Origin of the sequence: Vibrio sp. E14 (genome assembly GCF_020515785.1) — a bacterium.
Classification (GTDB): Bacteria; Pseudomonadota; Gammaproteobacteria; order Enterobacterales; family Vibrionaceae; genus Vibrio; species Vibrio diabolicus.
This window is the reverse complement of record NZ_JAHPJI010000004.1, coordinates 277,519-294,192: the sequence shown is the minus strand read 5'-3', so window position 1 is coordinate 294,192 and position 16,674 is coordinate 277,519. Positions and strand designations below refer to the sequence as shown.

The 16,674-nt window shown below is 46.6% G+C and carries 14 protein-coding genes and 1 riboswitch; of the genes, 4 read left to right on the top strand and 10 right to left on the bottom strand.

The genetic code is table 11. The annotated features are described in order from the left end of the window. Positions 1 to 31 precede the first annotated feature (31 nt). The gene (locus LIX84_RS13565; protein WP_005392306.1) at positions 32 to 469 is read left to right on the top strand and encodes a universal stress protein; all 438 of its coding nucleotides are present in this window, start codon (positions 32 to 34) and stop codon (positions 467 to 469) included. Between the two features lie 63 nt (positions 470 to 532). Here the strand turns inward: LIX84_RS13565 and LIX84_RS13560 are convergent, their stop codons facing one another. Beyond that, a complete protein-coding gene (locus LIX84_RS13560) occupies positions 533 to 1,609 on the bottom strand; it encodes an alkene reductase (protein ID WP_226421520.1) in 1,077 nt (358 codons plus the stop codon). 92 nt (positions 1,610 to 1,701) lie between these two features. Here LIX84_RS13560 and LIX84_RS13555 point away from each other — a divergent pair, with 92 nt between their 5' ends. Continuing rightward, on the top strand, positions 1,702 to 2,649 hold the full coding sequence (locus LIX84_RS13555; RefSeq protein ID WP_054867221.1) for a LysR family transcriptional regulator: 948 nt from the start codon (positions 1,702 to 1,704) through the stop codon (positions 2,647 to 2,649). An 18-nt stretch (positions 2,650 to 2,667) separates the two neighbouring features. On the opposite strand, the gene thiQ is transcribed toward LIX84_RS13555, so the two are convergent. The 5 genes from thiQ to mpl form a co-directional block, all read right to left on the bottom strand. Next, a complete protein-coding gene (gene thiQ / locus LIX84_RS13550) occupies positions 2,668 to 3,372 on the bottom strand; it encodes a thiamine ABC transporter ATP-binding protein (RefSeq protein WP_006742961.1) in 705 nt (234 codons plus the stop codon). Then, entirely contained in the window at positions 3,372 to 4,958 is a 1,587-nt protein-coding gene (gene thiP / locus LIX84_RS13545) for a thiamine/thiamine pyrophosphate ABC transporter permease ThiP (RefSeq protein WP_226421519.1), read from the bottom strand. Before thiP ends, thiQ begins: the two co-directional genes overlap by 1 nt. Before the next feature lie 41 nt (positions 4,959 to 4,999). Next, entirely contained in the window at positions 5,000 to 5,992 is a 993-nt protein-coding gene (gene thiB, locus LIX84_RS13540; RefSeq protein ID WP_226421518.1) for a thiamine ABC transporter substrate binding subunit, read from the bottom strand. Between the two features lie 71 nt (positions 5,993 to 6,063). Continuing rightward, a riboswitch (TPP riboswitch) is annotated at positions 6,064 to 6,200 on the bottom strand. Positions 6,201 to 6,237: 37 nt separating this feature from the next. Further along, on the bottom strand, positions 6,238 to 6,873 hold the full coding sequence (locus LIX84_RS13535) for a flavin prenyltransferase UbiX (RefSeq protein WP_046874042.1): 636 nt from the start codon (positions 6,871 to 6,873) through the stop codon (positions 6,238 to 6,240). A 4-nt stretch (positions 6,874 to 6,877) separates the two neighbouring features. Then, the gene (gene mpl / locus LIX84_RS13530; protein WP_226421517.1) at positions 6,878 to 8,236 is read right to left on the bottom strand and encodes a UDP-N-acetylmuramate:L-alanyl-gamma-D-glutamyl-meso-diaminopimelate ligase; all 1,359 of its coding nucleotides are present in this window, start codon (positions 8,234 to 8,236) and stop codon (positions 6,878 to 6,880) included. A gap of 312 nt (positions 8,237 to 8,548) precedes the next feature. On the opposite strand from mpl, the gene fbp reads away from it, so the two are divergent. Both fbp and ppa read left to right on the top strand, forming a co-directional pair. Next, positions 8,549 to 9,565: a class 1 fructose-bisphosphatase gene (fbp, locus tag LIX84_RS13525; protein WP_005392321.1), complete on the top strand. Its 1,017-nt coding sequence runs from the start codon at positions 8,549 to 8,551 to the stop codon at positions 9,563 to 9,565. A 127-nt stretch (positions 9,566 to 9,692) separates the two neighbouring features. Beyond that, positions 9,693 to 10,223, top strand: a complete 531-nt coding sequence (gene ppa / locus LIX84_RS13520; protein ID WP_012841160.1) for an inorganic diphosphatase — start codon at positions 9,693 to 9,695, stop codon at positions 10,221 to 10,223. A gap of 77 nt (positions 10,224 to 10,300) precedes the next feature. Here ppa and LIX84_RS13515 read toward each other — a convergent pair whose 3' ends face one another. From LIX84_RS13515 to tamA, 4 genes are read right to left on the bottom strand one after another with little or no spacing between them, the layout of a single operon-like run. Continuing rightward, the gene (locus LIX84_RS13515) at positions 10,301 to 10,663 is read right to left on the bottom strand and encodes a DUF2799 domain-containing protein (protein ID WP_048626593.1); all 363 of its coding nucleotides are present in this window, start codon (positions 10,661 to 10,663) and stop codon (positions 10,301 to 10,303) included. A gap of 49 nt (positions 10,664 to 10,712) precedes the next feature. Further along, positions 10,713 to 11,060: a gamma-glutamylcyclotransferase family protein gene (locus LIX84_RS13510; protein ID WP_012841162.1), complete on the bottom strand. Its 348-nt coding sequence runs from the start codon at positions 11,058 to 11,060 to the stop codon at positions 10,713 to 10,715. Positions 11,061 to 11,105: 45 nt separating this feature from the next. Next, positions 11,106 to 14,870 (bottom strand): autotransporter assembly complex protein TamB, encoded by a 3,765-nt coding sequence (gene tamB, locus LIX84_RS13505; RefSeq protein WP_226421516.1) that lies wholly within the window; start codon positions 14,868 to 14,870, stop codon positions 11,106 to 11,108. Further along, entirely contained in the window at positions 14,867 to 16,579 is a 1,713-nt protein-coding gene (gene tamA, locus LIX84_RS13500) for an autotransporter assembly complex protein TamA (RefSeq protein ID WP_226421515.1), read from the bottom strand. Before tamA ends, tamB begins: the two co-directional genes overlap by 4 nt. Positions 16,580 to 16,674 lie beyond the last annotated feature (95 nt).

Below are 16,674 nucleotides of genomic sequence, written 5' to 3'. Positions count from 1 at the left end.
CCGAGGAAGGGGCCTTAGTGAGAGACATTGAATGTACAAACAAATTCTTGTTCCGGTTGATCTAAATGACCAAGGCTTTTCAGACCGAGCGGTTGAACTAGCGGTTTGGCAGGCAAAGCAAGCGAATGCGCAAATCCACCTTCTAACAGTATTACCTGGAATTCACATGTCGATGGTTGCTACATACTTCCCAAAAGATGCAGCAGCCAAAATGAAGCAAGACGTGAAGCAGCAATTAAAAGCTTTCGCCAATAAGCATATTGCTGAAGATGTTGTGTACCAAGTGCATGTTGCTGAGGGCAAAGCCTACGCGACGATTCTTGATTATGCAGAGCGCTTGGGCGCTGATCTCATCATTATGCCAAGTCACAAGCGTTCTAAAATCAATAAAGTAATGCTTGGCTCTGTCGCAAGTAAGGTCGTGGAATATTCTCCAATCAATGTGATGGTCGTGAAACCGCAAGGTTAAACAACTAAAGAAACGAAAAAGGACGCTAACATTAGCGTCCTTTTTATATTGAACAAGTAAGGATTATGCCATTACTGGGTAATCGGTATAACCTTCTGCTCCACCTAAATAAAAGTGCTCAGGTTTTGCCTCATTAAGAGGTGCATTTTTCTTAAATCGCTCAACTAAATCAGGATTGGCGATAAATGGAACGCCAAATGCGACCACATCAACTTGATTTTCTGCAATTGCCGTTGTCGCTTCTTGTGCACTGTAGCCCACGTTGGCCATTAGGTAACCTTGATAGTTTTCGCGTGCTGGCTTGAGAACATCTGCTTTTTGTACGCCCTTTAGATCCGCACGCATCACGTGCCAATAAGCAAGATCGAAAGCATTAAGTTGCTTAGCTAAGTAACGAACCAAGCCAACCGGATCGCTGTCTTTCATATCATTAAATCCATTTAATGGTGATGTGCGCAGCCCTACTCTTCCAGATCCCCATACCTCGACCACTTCTTTAACTATCTCAAGTAAGAAACGAGCACGATTTTCGACCGAGCCACCGTACTCATCAGTACGTAAATTCGATCCATCACGAAGAAAGTTATCGATAAGATAACCATTGGCGCCATGTATCTCCACACCATCAAAGCCTGCTCTCTTGGCGTTTTCCGCACCTTGCTTAAACGCTGCCACAATGGAAGCTATCTCATCCACTTCGAGTGCTCGTGGTACCGTATATGCTTGCTTACCTGAAGGGGTATGGACTAACTCATCACGAATGGCTAGTGCGCTCGCTGCAACAGGCGTTTTCCCGTCATTCAGTTCAGGATGACAAGCGCGTCCCGCATGCCAAATTTGCAATACGATCTTACCGCCTCTTTCATGAACCGCATCCGTTACCTTTTTCCAAGCTGCAATTTGTTCTTCGTTATAAATGCCCGGTTCTGCCATAAAAGCAGACGTTCCTTCCATCACCATGGTGCATTCAGCAATGATAAGTCCAGCACTCGCGCGTTGAGCATAGTACTCAACCATAAGGTCATTCGGGATATGATCTGCGCTGGCACGAGCGCGCGTTAAAGGGGCCATAATGGCACGGTTATCTAATGCTAATTGACCGAGTTCGATAGGAGAAAATAAGTCTACAGAGTTGGACATGTTGTTTACCTCAAATGACAATAACTTGATGGCTAAGGATGAAGAGCCAGACTATAATCAGATCAATATTGAAACAATATGGATAATTGAAAGTGATTGTTCGAAATTTAGAAACAATTGACTTTAGGACGCTCTCTATCTTTGTCACAAGCTGTCGACTACTGAGCTTAACCAAGTGCGCGCTGGAGTTAAACCTACCAAAATCTACTGTTAGTAAAGCCATAACCAAACTCGAACAACACTTTGAAGCCAAGCTCCTAGAGCGCACGACCCGAAAGTTGGTGATTACCGAAGCTGGTCAAATGGTTTTAGAGCGTGCTGCAAGCTTAGTTGAGGAATTTCACTCGATTGGTCAAGACGTTCAGGAAATGGAACAGCAGATCCAAGGTCGGCTTCGCATTGCTGCGCCACCAGCCTTGGACGCGTATATGGCTGAGCACATCTTTTTACCATTTTTAAAACAATGGCCAAAAGTACAAATTGCGTTAGAAGCATCGAACGATTTTGTTGATCTGTTTTCACACGGTTTTGATATGGCAATTCGAGTCGGCCAGATCGTCGATGATCGACTGATTGCTAAAAAATTGGGCTACACCACCCGAGTATTGGCCGCCAGTCCTGAGTATTTAGCTGAGTGTGGCGTACCTAAAACGCCAGAAGATCTGACAACACACAACTGTTTGAGATATCAGTATGTTTCAGAGATAGGCCCTTGGACGTTGATTTCGCAGGACAGCACCGTCAACGTCTCGGTAAGCAGTAACTTCTCTAGCACCACCGTAGAAGCGGTATTAAAAGGCGCGCTCAAAGGATTGGGAATCGCTAACTTACCTATGCAAAACATGACGCAAGAGCTGGAAAATGGCTCCTTAGTCAGAGTTTTACCTCAATGGCACACGGTACCAATGCCCATTTATTTAGTCTATCGTCCTGGCGCAAACCGAACGCGACGAGTACAAGCGATGATTGACCATATCATGAGCCTAAGATCTCAGTTTGAATTTGGTCCTCGACATGGTTTGTGTTGCGGTGAAGCATAATCCCGCCACCATTGAGCATTAGCGTGCGGCTCGGATAAATGCCGCAAGCTTCTCACTAGCATGCTGTTCACTCAATGCAGACATACTATCCGCCGCTTCCACTTTGCCATCAGCCACAAACACAAAGTGGCTGGCAATGGCTTTGGCATCGCTTAAATGGTGCGTGACCATCAATACGGTTATTCCCCGCTCTGCCGCCAGTTTTTTTACCAAGCTCAGCATCTCTTCACGTAAAACCGGATCAAGCGCCGAGAAAGGCTCATCCAACAGCCACATGGGATGAGGCTGAACAAAACAACGTGCTAAGGCAACACGTTGACGCTGCCCACCAGAAAGGTGCTCAGGCAAACGGTCGAGGTACTCTGCAACGCCAACTTGCTGCGCAGCTTGTTCAACCTGACGTTTTTGGTCTACCGTGAGCTTTAGCCCTGGGTGTAAACCTAAGCCAATGTTGTCACGCACCGACAAGTGAGAAAACAAGTTATGCTCTTGGAACAGCATGGAGAAAGGACGCTGATAAGGCTCTTTGTGCACAATCGACTCACGATCAACCCGAATGTCACCTTGGTCAGGATGGATAAACCCAGCCACCAACGCCAGCAACGTCGATTTTCCAGCCCCACTTGGTCCCATCAGCGACACAATCTGACCTTGCTCAATCGTTAAGTCAAAACGAAACAGCTCACGTTGGTAGGTGTACTGCACATCATCCAACACTAACATTACGCTCTCTCCTTCGTTTTCAATACTTTCTCAATCAAGGCAAAACAGCCCACACTCAACAACAACAAGGTCACCGATACCACCGCAGCCGCGTCCATCTGATAGCTGCCAAGTAACTGGAACAAATACAGAGGTAAAGTTCGGAACTCTTGTCCACCAAACAACGCAATAGCACTTAAATCGCCAATCGCAAACATAAAGCTGATCGCAAACGCATGTGCGAATGGCTTGCACAGCGCCTGCCACTCCACCACTTTAAAGCGTTGCCAGCCACGCATACCTAAGCTGGCACACAGATACTGGTATTGCTGCTCGATGTGCAGCATTGGCTGTGCCAGCGTTTTGATCACGTAAGGCAAAGCCATCAAACCATTTACCAAAATCACAACAAAAAACGCCAAGCTAAAAACATCGGTAAATGATCGCAACAGCAAGAATAATCCGGTGCTAATCACCAAACCCGGCGTCACCAAAATAATGGTGCCGATTAGCTCAATCTGATCGGCTCGCGTATTTTTGTACTGCAATCGCCAACGGCGACTGGTCAACAATATAGACACGCCCGCAGCGACCGCAAGCGCACTGGCTAACCCTGCCACTTTGAGTGAGTTAGATAACGCAGACCAAAAACGCTCATCGGTTAATACTGTCCAAACTTGTTGGTTGATGCCACTCAGTAAAACCATCAATAACGGCGGTATTACCAGTAAAAAGGCACCTATGATCCAAAAGCTATCCCAAGCTTTTGACCACCCATGATCCTTCGTTAAATATTGCTGTACCGATGTGCTGCCAGCACTGATAGAAACAGGCTTTGTTAACTTCTGCACTCCAATGGCAAGCAGTCCACATAACAGCATCTGCCACAGCGCCAATAACGCCCCAGCTTGTAAATCAAAATCAAACTTAATCGCTTGGTAAATGGCCAATTCAATGGTGGTAGATTTTGGCCCGCCCCCCAATGCCATTACAGTGGCGAAACTGGTGAAGCATAGCATAAATACCAAACCACAAACGTGGGGAAGTTGCTGCCTTAAACGCGGCCATTCCACCCAACGAAACTTATTCCAATGGTTCATACCTAAATGCGCACACAGCTTATGTTGCTCGGCAGGAATGGACTCCAAAGCTTGCAACAGCAAGCGCGCCGCATAAGGTAAGTTAAAGAACACATGAGCGAGTAAAATGCCGTTCAAACCGTAAATAGAAAATGGCAGTTTGCTATCGAAACTCTGTAGCCACTGCGCTAACAAACCGCTGTTGCCATAAATCGCTAATAGCCCGAAAACACCAACCAAAACAGGCAAAACTAGCGTCGATGCAAACAGCTTAAGCAGTAATGACTTACCCCAAAATTGGCGACGTGAAAGCGCGTGCGCAACTGGCATGGCAAAGCCAACACTGAGCAATGTGGAAAGAAAAGCTTGGTAGAAGCTGAACTTGGTGACGTGTTGATAATACGGGTCGTCCCATACCACAGACACATCAAGTGAAGGGGCTTGAACAATCAAAGCACCTAGGGCAGAAACAACAAAGGTCGCGATGATCATCGCGACCCCTAAACCTATTTTTGGAACAGAATTCAAAGGTAAAACCTATCTCATTCAGATGAGGGTGGAAACGTCAGCTAAAACGTCAATGCGCTTTGCCATTCGCGAATCCAAGACTTACGCATTTTTGCCACTTCATCAGCACTAAAGCTCAACGACTTGTTTGGAACGCTCAAGGTTTCAAAACCTTTAGGTAACTCAACGTCTGTAACAGGGTACATCCAGTTACCCGTTGGCATCGCTGACTGGAACTCATCACTTAAAATGAAATTCATAAATTGATCAGCAAGTTCTGAATTTTTTGCCCCTTTCACTTTAGCGGCGACTTCAACTTGCATGTAGTGACCTTCAGCAAAATTCGCCGTCGCAAACTTTGAATCGTTTTCCGCAATTAAGTGGTACGCAGGTGACGTAGTGTAAGAAAGCACTAAGTCCGACTCGCCGTTAAGGAACATGGAATACGCTTCTGACCAACCTTTCGTGACCGTTACGGTTTTGCTCGCTAGCTTCTGCCACGCTTGCGTCACATCGTCGCCATAGATGGATTTCATCCACAGCATCAAGCCTTGGCCAGGCGTTGACGTACGCGGATCTTGATAAATCACTTTTAAATCGTCGCGCGTTTCCACCAGCTCTTTCATGCTTTTCGGCGGATTAGCCAGTTTCTCTGTGTTGTACACAAACGCGAAGTAGCCATAATCGTACGGTACAAACGTCGTGTCGCTCCAACCATTTGGTAGCACTGTGTTGGCCGTATCCACATTGTGCTCGGTAAGCAGACCGGTTTTCTTCGCTTCGGCCATCAGGTTGTTATCCAAACCTAACACGATGTCGGCTTTGCTATTACCGCCTTCAAGACGAAGACGATTCAGGATCGACACACCATCGTCCAACGCCACGAAGTTAACGTCACAGCTACATATTGCTTCAAAAGCTTGCTCGATTTTAGGACCCGGCCCCCAATCTGCGGCAAAAGAGTCGTAGGTATAGATGGTTAATGTGTTTTCAGCGGCAAACGCTGAAGTAGAGGTGATTGCAGCTAGGGCAATCAGATTTAGAGTGGGTTTCACTGCTCGCTCTCCATGAGTATTTCAGAGAAATAAGTTGAGCGGCACAGGGTTGAGGCGGCTATTAAGGACTTCCAATATCCAGACTCAATTCCTACGCCAGCATTATCTGGTTCAGGTAATACGGGTCCCTAGTTAAGAACTTAGGTCTCAGCGCCCAAATGCATTGATTGACTCAATGCTAAATGGGTTTGCTCCCCGATGAGTTGGATGGATTGTAAAGGTATTTGAGTGGTTACACAATCAGCTCACGAACGCTGGTCATAACCCCAACGAGGCACTAAACCTTGCTCAATACCTAAGTGGTCGAGAATTCTCGCCACCATAAAATCCACTAAGTCTTCAATGCTCTTTGGCTGATGATAGAAGCCCGGAGCCGCTGGCATGATGGTCACGCCCATTTGCGATAGCTTGTGCATGTTCTCCAGATGCAGCGTTGAAAATGGCGTTTCGCGAACGACGAGCAACAACTGCCCACGCTCTTTCATCACCACGTCAGCGGCGCGCTCAATCAAGTTATCCGACATACCATGCGCAATCGCCGCAACACTTCCCGCAGAACATGGGCAAACCACCATTTGCTTTGGTGCCGCAGAGCCAGATGCTACCGGTGAGAACCAGTCATCTTTACCACAAACGGTGATGTTATCGGGATTGCAGTTCAGGTGCTCTACCAACGCTTGCTTTGCGGCTTCTGGCCCACTTGGCAGCTTAAGGTTGTGTTCGGTTGCCATCACGACACGAGCCGCCGAAGAGATCAGAACGTAGACATGATAATCCGCCGCGACCAAACATTCTAAAAGACGAAGGCCATAAGGCGCACCAGATGCTCCAGTTAACGCTAAAGTGATGGCTTTTTCTGCTTGCTGCTGTTTGTTTTGCATAAAATCAGGCTTTTTGTTTAAGTTGCTCGAGGATCTTGCCGTGAATACCGCCAAAGCCACCATTACTCATCACGAGGATTTGGTCACCTGGCTGCGCACGTTCAACGATTTTCGCTACAAAGTTATCGATGTCAGCGTCAACAAAAGCAGGTTGCTGACATTGTTCCGCGATATCTTGCACCGACCATTCGATATTGTCTGGTTGGAATAAGAACACTTCATCTGCGCTGTGTAGCGAATCCGCGAGTGTGTTTTTGTGCACGCCGCGCTTCATAGTGGCAGAACGAGGTTCCAACACGGCAAGAATGCGTTTTTCGCCTACCTTGTTACGCAAACCACCGACGGTGAGTTCAATTGCCGTTGGGTGATGCGCAAAATCATCGTAAACCGTGATGCCTTGTTCTTCACCTTTGAGCTCTAAACGACGCTTAGTGTTGATGAAACGGCCCAGAGCCTGACAAGCAAGTTCCGGCGTTACACCAACGTGTCGTGCGGCGGCAATCGCCATTAACGCATTATCAACGTTATGATCACCCACCAAATCCCATTCGACGGTACCGACCTTCTCGCCTTGTAGAGCAACTTCAAATTTTGAGCCATCGACCACTAATTTGTGCGCTTGCCAGTCGCCACCAACACCTGAAAACTGCTTTTCTGTCCAGCAACCACGCTCTAATACATCCGCCAAAGCTTGGTCTTGCTTCGGAGCTAAGATTAAGCCATTGCCGGGAACCGTTCGCACTAAATGATGGAATTGGCGCTTGATCGCCTCTAGATCATCGAAGATGTCAGCATGATCAAACTCAAGGTTGTTCATGATTAAGGTTCGAGGATGGTAGTGCACAAACTTAGAACGCTTATCGAAAAAAGCACTGTCATATTCGTCCGCTTCAACGACAAAAAACATGCTTTCACCCAAACGAGCAGAGACTCCAAAGTTACCAAGTACTCCACCAACTAGGAAACCAGGTTGATAACCGCAGTCTTCGAGTATCCAAGCCAGCATGCTCGACGTAGTCGTTTTACCGTGTGTACCCGATACCGCCAATACCCAGCGATCGTGCAGCAAAAACTCGTTGAGCCACTGCGGACCAGAGGTGTAGCGCATGTTGGTATTGAGCACATGTTCAACACATGGGTTACCACGGCTCATGGCATTACCGATCACCACAAGGTCTGGTTGAGGGTCGAGTTGAGACGGGTCGAAGCCTTCAATAATTTCAATACCTTGAGACTCAAGCAACGTGCTCATCGGTGGGTAAACGTTGGCATCAGAACCAGTGACTTTATGCCCTAATTGGCGCGCTAAAATCGCAGCGCCGCCCATAAATGTGCCACAGATACCCAAGATATGAATGTGCATAAACTAAACCTTGTAATGCGTTCTTTAATGCTTTCATTATCGCGATCACAACCAGAAAAGCGAGAGACTTTAGCCTTCTTCTTGCAGTCCCTTTCACAAATATGACAAGGTTGAACACAGACTGTACAACCTCTTGCTTACTGATGAATCCCTCAAACAAGTCTACAAATAAATTGAGATCTCAAACAGTTACTTCATTACCATTAAAAAGATCTGCGACTTAAACTTACATCCAGCGCAATCGTTTAACATCCATAAAGAGATGCTCACTTGCGCACTACCCCCAATGAAATGAAAATGTAAGGATTAACCATGTCAGGACTGCGCACCCTAGGCGAGTTCATTGTCGAAAAACAAGCGGATTTCCCCCACGCTAGCGGTGATCTATCATCCCTTTTAGCCTCCATTCGTTTAGCTGCAAAAATCGTTAACCGCGAAATCAACGCAGCGGGTCTCGGTGATATCACTGGTGCTGTAGGCACGGAAAATGTCCAAGGTGAAGACCAGCAAAAGCTCGATGTTTACGCAAACGATAAGTTCAAAGCCGCGCTTGAAGCTCGTGACCAAGTGTGTGGCGTTGCCAGTGAGGAAGAAGACGAAGCGGTTGCTTTCAACAAAGAGCTCAACCAAAACGCCAAATATGTGGTACTGATGGACCCACTTGATGGTTCTTCTAACATCGATGTGAACGTCTCTGTCGGTACTATCTTCTCTATTTATCGCCGTGTTTCACCTATTGGCACACCAGCGACAGAAGAAGATTTCCTTCAGCCTGGTCATAAGCAAGTTGCCGCTGGTTACGTGATTTACGGTTCATCAACCATGTTGGTTTACACCACGGGTAACGGCGTAAACGGCTTTACTTACGACCCATCTATCGGCAGCTTCTGCCTTTCTCATGAAAACATGATGATTCCAGAAGAAGGCAAGATTTATTCGATCAACGAAGGTAACTACATTCGCTTCCCTCAAGGGGTGAAGAAGTACATCAAGTACTGCCAAGAGAATGTGCCAGAAGACGGTCGTCCATACACTTCTCGCTACATTGGCTCATTGGTTGCTGATTTCCACCGCAACTTACTGAAAGGTGGTATCTACCTTTACCCTAGTACGCAAAGCCATCCACAGGGCAAACTGCGTCTGCTTTATGAATGTAACCCAATGGCGTTCTTAATTGAGCAAGCGGGCGGTATTGCATCAGACGGCGTCAATCGCATCATGGATATCAAACCAACCGAATTGCACCAACGTGTGCCTTTCTTTGTTGGTTCTAAGAACATGGTTCGCAAAGTTGAAGAGTTCCTTGAACTGCACCGCGACGAAGAATAATTTCAGACCTTTGTCCAACGCGGCAGGTGTTTACCTGCCGCGTTTTTGTCGCTAAAGTGAAACGCGAATTTATCATCAGATGAAGCCGCTTCTGTGTGACTCATCGTTAATGAAAAGGAATATTCTAATGAGCTTAAACCATGTGCCAGCAGGCAAGTCGCTGCCTGAAGATATCTATGTCGTGATCGAAATTCCTGCAAATGCAGATCCAATCAAGTACGAAGTAGATAAAGACTCTGGTGCGGTATTTGTCGACCGTTTCATGTCTGCACCGATGTTCTACCCATGTAACTATGGCTACGTGAACAATACGCTGTCTCTTGATGGCGACCCAGTCGACGTACTGGTACCAACACCATACCCACTTATGCCAGGTTCAGTGATTCGCTGCCGTCCTGTTGGCGTTTTGAAGATGACGGATGAGTCAGGTGAAGACGCAAAAGTGTTTGCGGTTCCACACACCAAAATCTCGAAAGAGTACGATCACATCCAAGATGTGGACGATATCCCAGAACTACTGAAAGCGCAGATCACGCAATTCTTTGAGCGTTACAAAGAGCTTGAAGCAGGTAAATGGGTGAAAGTGGATGGTTGGGCAGATGTTGCTGCCGCTAAAGCTGAAATCCTAGAATCTTACGAGCGCGCTCAGAAAAAATAAGCATCACTGCTGCTGATACAAAATTAAAAAGAGCAGCTTTAGGGCTGCTCTTTTGCTTTTCATCTTGTGTAAGTCAACTAGATAGGTGCGCCTGCAGATGACATTCGGCCGGCGTCATAGTCATGCTGAAAGAAAGGGTCTAGGTCATCACAAATACCAAAATACGGACGCCCGATAACACCAAGCATATACGCGCTTTGTTCACAATACTCTTGCTTCCCTTGCTGATAACCCGTTTGATAGGCCATGATCAGTTCAGGCGTAGCATGATTAGTACCATCCAGTGCAGCGATGCGATCTTCAGATAAAACTCTTAATCCATCTAAGGCAGACTGCTTACCAAACGCTTGCCAGTCGGTAGCATTACTCGAGGTCGGCAGGGTTGTTTGCGCGCATGCAGCAAGAATCAACGCCATTGCTCCAATTACGAATACCTTCATCATGACTCCTTAGTGACCAGCTCGTCGCTGTTGATAATGTCAGTATAGCTCACACCTTTTGACACCAATCTCCGGAAGCGATTTCTTCGGTCAGTTGTTCAGTATCTTGATACAAGTAGATCCAAGCTTGGCCAAACGGCGTGACGATGCTCTCTCGACGATACTCTACTGGCACATCTTCCAACTTATCTAGCTCGGATAAGGTTTCATCATCAATCAGATACACTTCACCTTGTATCGAACGCTGCCCAACAGACAACGCGGGATAAGGACCTAAGTCATACAGTGCGAACTGAGCATCCGTTTCATGCTGACCAAGAAACTGGGCCGAGCTCAGAAAGTGATGATTACACTCTCCTTTACGCAAGGTCCCATATACAAAAACTAAATGCTGCATAACCACTCCTTAGTCATGAACTTTATGTACGCAGGCGAACAAGCTCTAATCGAACTCAAATTGATAGAGTAGGTCAACCGCACTATCTACACCAGAAACCGCCTCTAAATACAGATCTTGCATCAATCGATAACGCACTGTGAACTCGCCTAGTGAGTTAAAGATGCCGACGCCGTATTTCACCTGTAATCCCGGCAGAATGTAACCACTGACGGTCACTTGAGAATCATCGCCCGAACCCGCCGTATCCAATTGTAAATCTTGAACCCCAAAGGCTTCGCCGATTTCACCAACCACGCGTCCACTCTTTGCCAAACTTAGGCCGATCAACGTGGTGGTCATAGCATTGCCTCCCGCTTCGCCATCAATGTCTTGACCGCGAAGTAGGTAAGAGAGCGCATTCGCTTGAGGCATCGCTGGCTCAGAGAATATCTCCACATTTGGATCCGATGCTGGTCCTGTTACACGCACACCAGCAATCACGTCATCTTGGGTATTATCTGGATTTCGAATCGCCTTAATAGAAACGTACGGCTGATCTGCCGGGCCATTCATTAAGATCTTACCTTCTTCAATCACCAAATCCTGACCAAAAGAACGGTAAGAACCGTCGACGATATTAACCTCACCAACGATGAACGGACCTTTATCTTTCTGTGTAACATTGAGGTTACCTTTCAGACCACCTTTCAAGCCAAAGGCGGCCAGTTGGAAGTCATCACCGATCTTAATGTTGATATCCGTTTCAACATCAAATGGCATTGGCTCGATATCACTCACAGGCTGTAAGTTCTGGTCCAAAATCACGGTGTCGCTTGAAACACCAACCGCACTTGGTGGCAGCTCTTCAACCACAACTCGTCCCCAAGGCAGATTAATATTACCTTCGACCTTAGCAAGCTGTGGTGTGACATCAATGGTCATGTCCGGCTCAACTTTGATTTTTACCATTGGTGGAAGATCCACCTGAAGCTCTTTCGCAAATACGCGCGCTTTGATATGCCAATTTTGTAGATCCTGCCAATCGGCCTCACCGGTCACTTCCAACTCACCATCTGGCGTAATGATACCCGCATCAAGATCCGCTTGGTGACCTTTAAAGTTGATCGCGACCTGACCGGAGTTAATGTCTATCGGCGTGACTTCACCTTGTAGCTTCATTTGATCAATCAAGAACTGACCGTTGACTTTAGGGTGCATAACATCACCAGATATCGCCAAATCAGTATTCATGTTCGCTTTGAATAGGCTGTACTCACCTATCAACGGCGCTAAGAAATCCAGATGGAATGTCGATAGCGAGACCTTACCGTCAATCTCAGGCTGCTCAGACGTTACATCGACCAAAGAAACCTGACCAGATAAGTCACCGTTGTCTCTCACATCAAATAACCACTCAGCATCTAACTTGTCTTTTGCCAGCGCCGCTTTAAAGCTAAAGCTTTCCCAACCAAGAGTTATCGGCTGCTCTAATGCTTGCTCTACTTGACCTTTAGGCATATCAACGTTCACCGTGACTTCCGGTTTCATCTCTGGTGCCCATTTTGCTGTCGCTTGCGCGTTGACCGACCCTTGTAATTTCGTCTCTGGCGGCAGGAACTGCTTGATTTGTTCAAAGTCAAAGTCGTTCACAGCTAACTTGGCTTCGCCACTTTGACCAACACTAATATCTTCGGTCAAACAAACACTCGAATTGGCTTGCAGCCAACAATGTGCTTGAACATCAGCGATTTGTTTATCAATGTTGACTTTAACCGCCGTCGATTTCTGCAACGTCCAAGGTCCCTGCGGCGTGCTCAAAGTAAGACGACGCAATGCACCATCCCAGATCATTTGCGGCTTCTGTATGAATGAGCCTTCAATTTCTAAGCTGGTTGATACAATGTCAGACACCACATCTAGCGTCAGTTGGTGCAGTTTTTCATCCCCAGAAACTTCAAGGTCTGCACTATCAACTTTAATGTCGTCGTAGGTAATGTTGTTAGCAATGAGGCTTAAGTTCGCTTTCGGTGCTGGCAGAGGCGTCACATCCCCCTTCAAAGTTATGTTTTCGACGTTCGCTTGCTGCTGCCAGTTCACTTGATTTAGCGCTAGGTCTAATTTGATGTCAGGCTCTTTCAAGCTACCACGCAGCGCCACGTTGCCTTGCATCTTACCCGCTAGATCCGGAACACTTTTAGCAAAATCGGGGAAGTTAACCTCAACATCCATTAATATCTGCTTATCAATCTTACCCTTGGCACTCAATTGGTTAGGGCCATGAGAAAGCGCTAAACCTTGCGTGGTAAGCTGAATGTCTTCACCTTTGCCATTCTTATCAGACGCTTCCAGTTGGCCTTCAACATTCAGCGGATAACCGCGCAAAATGCCATCGATATCTAACTTAGGTAAACTGACTTGCCAACCGCCTTGTTCTGTTAAAGAACCTGAAGTCGAGAGGCTGCCACTTATATCGCCTTCCGCTTCTTCCCATTGAAGCCCTGGTTGAATATGTTGCAAATTAAGGTCAGCTTGCCAGTTGATTGGCGCAGCCCAATTCGCCATCACCTGACCGGATAGCTCACCGCCCAATGTTTTGACTACCAGGCTTTCAAGATCGATTTGCTCTAATGTGCCTTTGCCGTTTAGTGCAACATCTACAGCAGGAATATCTTTACCCGAAGCTTGTGTTTCTAGTGCCACGGAGTATCCGTCCAGGGAACCTTTTGCAGATAAACTTGGTACCGATACTTGATAATCACTTTGACCGATTAACGGCCATTGCGCTTGCACATTTTTGATTGCAACATCAAAGGGTAACTGCGCTTTCAGGGGCTGAAGTTCACCTTTGATCTCCGCTTCGACTAGTTCAGATAAGATCGCAGTGAGAGAAAGATCTCCCACCGAACCAACAACTGACAGCGACAGCTTTTGCCCTTTCGCATCCGCTTGCTTCACCAGCGCATCGAGCTTAACTTTGAGAGGATAGTCAGCAGAAAGCGTTACTTGCGTGCTTAACTTACCTTCCACTTCAGGCATATCGAGTTCTAATGTTTTCACATCCACACGGTCGCCCCCCGCTTTCGCTACAACACCAAGGTGGTGAACGATCACCGGCTTCTCACCTGCAAGCTTGAAGTTATGAATATCGAGGCGTCTTGCTTCCACAGTGAGTGGAATCCACACCTCGGGTAACACAATATCTTGCGGCGGAGCGTCAGCGTCTTTCGGCTCGTCTGTGGCCGCTTCAGGATCATCTTCACTTGGAGCCAGTGCAACATTGATGTCTTTTAATGCCGTCGGCGCAATCACTAAACGGTCGCCTTGCATAGAAAGCCCGGTAGAGAAATCTTGCCAGTCAATTTGGTTGCCTAAAATGTTTAAGTTAATGTCATCAAAACTGACCTTATTAACAAAAATAGGGACTGGTGTACTGACTGTACGTAATGGTGGTGTCTCCTCTGGCTCTTCGCCTGCCGGAGGGAGCTCTGGCATCTGAAAGTTAACACCTTGCAGGGTTAGCTCATCGACACAGACTTTAGGATCAAAGAAACAACGGAAGTTAACCGCTAACGCTAAACGATCGACTTTTGCGTCGATGTTCAAAGATTCGTCGACAAAACTGACGTTCTGTAGCTCAAAACGAGGAAATAATGAACCCTGAACTTTCTCTATCTGTAGTTGCGGTAAAGCCTTTTCTGCTCCCCACAACGCGAGCTTAAGACCAGGGTGAGTAAATAGCACTGTCGCAACAAAAATGATGAGCAACAGCAATAGACCAATCAAACTTAGCGACAGCCATTTGGTCCACTTAAACATCATTTTGATCATAACTCAGGCCCCAATGAGAAGTGGATGCGGAACTCTCTTTCTGGTTTTTCATCCAGTCCCCACGCAAAATCAAAGCTAACCGGTCCAACCGGAGACGCCCAACGGATACCCACACCAGCACCCGATTTCCATTCAGGTGTTTCGTTAAATGCATCACCAATATCGTAGAAGGTGGCTGCCCACCAGTTTCCATACACGCGATATTGATATTCTAATGTGCTGCTAACGATGTATTTACCACCCGTCAAGGCGCCACTTTCATCCACAGGTGAAATAGACTCATATCCATAACCACGAATGTTGTTATCACCACCAGCGAAGAAACGCAGAGAAGGCGAAAGCTTTTCAAATTCGTCAGTGATGTTCGCACCACCTTCTAAACGGAACAAACCACGATGATTATCACCGATCCCGCGGATCCAAGATGATCGCCCTAATAGGCGCAATACTCGCGTTTCTGACAGCAAAGCAGGATCACCATATTCGATCGTTACACTTTGCTTATCCCCCCACATTGGCATGTTGCCACCACGGACACGAGTTCGTGAAAAAGTAACTCCGGGTAAAACAAATTGCACCCCATCATCTTGCAGACCTTGAGAGAAGTTTTCGTACAAGTGACGAACATAAATGGTTTTATGCCAGCCGCCATCGGTTAGCCAATGTCGCTCAACTGCCAGGTTGGATTCCAAACTCTCCGTATCTCGGTTATCAAGGTGCTTTAAACCAAATTGCAGTTGGTAGTATTCACGCAATACATCATCAAGCGGGATTTTGTAGCCTGCCGTGATCGTCTGTTCTGGCTTTGATAGTGATAACGCCGTATTAAAGCTGTGGCCACGTGAACTAACCCATGGTTTTTTCCATTTTAACGTGCCACGCACACCAGTATCGGTCGAGTAACCAAGACCGGTTTCTATTTGGTTTTTTGACGCTGGCGCGAGCGAGACCTTAATTGGCAATTCGCGTCCCTCATCCAATTTACTTAAATCAGGCTCCACAAAAACCGATGAAAACCAATCGGTATTAGACAGATTTTGGTTGTACTCCCCCACTTGCGAAACCAAGTAAGGTTCACCAATTTCAAAAGGTTGCATTGATTCAACACGGTTTTCCCAAATCTGACTGCCAGTAATGTTAATCGGACCAAAGTGATAACGAATACCACTGTCATAATGCAAACGCACATTCGCTTCATTGAAGTCAGGAATCACTTCAAGTTTGCTGAGCTTGTAATCACCATTGAAATAACCACGCTGCAACGCCAAGTTACGAATACCCGATTTCAGGCTATCGTATTCACCTTGATTCAATACTTTGCCGACTTTAAGCGGTGAACGTTCAATAAGTTTGGCGAACTCTTCATCGTCTTTTGCTTCACCTGTGATCACCACATCCATGACTTTCACTTTCACAGGTAAACCCGGCTTGATGCTGACGATCAACTCATCATTCCCTTCCGGAATAGAGTATGAAATTTTTGCATGATAATACCCAAGCGCATTAAGAGCTTCAGTGATACTTTGATCTAATCTCGCTTGAAAACGCAGAGAAGTGGAGTAGTCCTTCGCTGGAATGGACGACAGGTACGCACTGACATTCTCTTCTAAAGCGCCATCGATGCCTTTTAAAGTCAAAGAAACATCGGCGTAGGCACCATGAGAAAAGGCAAACAGGCCAACAATGGTGAGGAGAGCTTTTTTTATCATGCGTTTTTGGCTGAATGAGGTTAAGTAAACGTAAATAATGATAACGCCAATTAAAGTCTAAGTCTGTAATATTAATAGGTTTAACGCGGTCTATG

Bases quoted from the DNA above. Each gene is read 5' to 3' on its own strand.
- thiQ (WP_006742961.1), bottom strand. From the start codon at position 3,372: ATGTTAGTGTTGGATGATGTGCAGTACACCTACCAACGTGAGCTGTTT.
- tamA (WP_226421515.1), bottom strand. From the start codon at position 16,579: ATGATAAAAAAAGCTCTCCTCACCATTGTTGGCCTGTTTGCCTTTTCT.
- fbp (WP_005392321.1), top strand. From the start codon at position 8,549: ATGTCAGGACTGCGCACCCTAGGCGAGTTCATTGTCGAAAAACAAGCG.
- mpl (WP_226421517.1), bottom strand. From the start codon at position 8,236: ATGCACATTCATATCTTGGGTATCTGTGGCACATTTATGGGCGGCGCT.
- LIX84_RS13510 (WP_012841162.1), bottom strand. From the start codon at position 11,060: ATGCAGCATTTAGTTTTTGTATATGGGACCTTGCGTAAAGGAGAGTGT.
- tamB (WP_226421516.1), bottom strand. From the start codon at position 14,870: ATGATCAAAATGATGTTTAAGTGGACCAAATGGCTGTCGCTAAGTTTG.
- LIX84_RS13535 (WP_046874042.1), bottom strand. From the start codon at position 6,873: ATGCAAAACAAACAGCAGCAAGCAGAAAAAGCCATCACTTTAGCGTTA.
- LIX84_RS13565 (WP_005392306.1), top strand. From the start codon at position 32: ATGTACAAACAAATTCTTGTTCCGGTTGATCTAAATGACCAAGGCTTT.
- ppa (WP_012841160.1), top strand. From the start codon at position 9,693: ATGAGCTTAAACCATGTGCCAGCAGGCAAGTCGCTGCCTGAAGATATC.
- LIX84_RS13560 (WP_226421520.1), bottom strand. From the start codon at position 1,609: ATGTCCAACTCTGTAGACTTATTTTCTCCTATCGAACTCGGTCAATTA.
- LIX84_RS13515 (WP_048626593.1), bottom strand. From the start codon at position 10,663: ATGAAGGTATTCGTAATTGGAGCAATGGCGTTGATTCTTGCTGCATGC.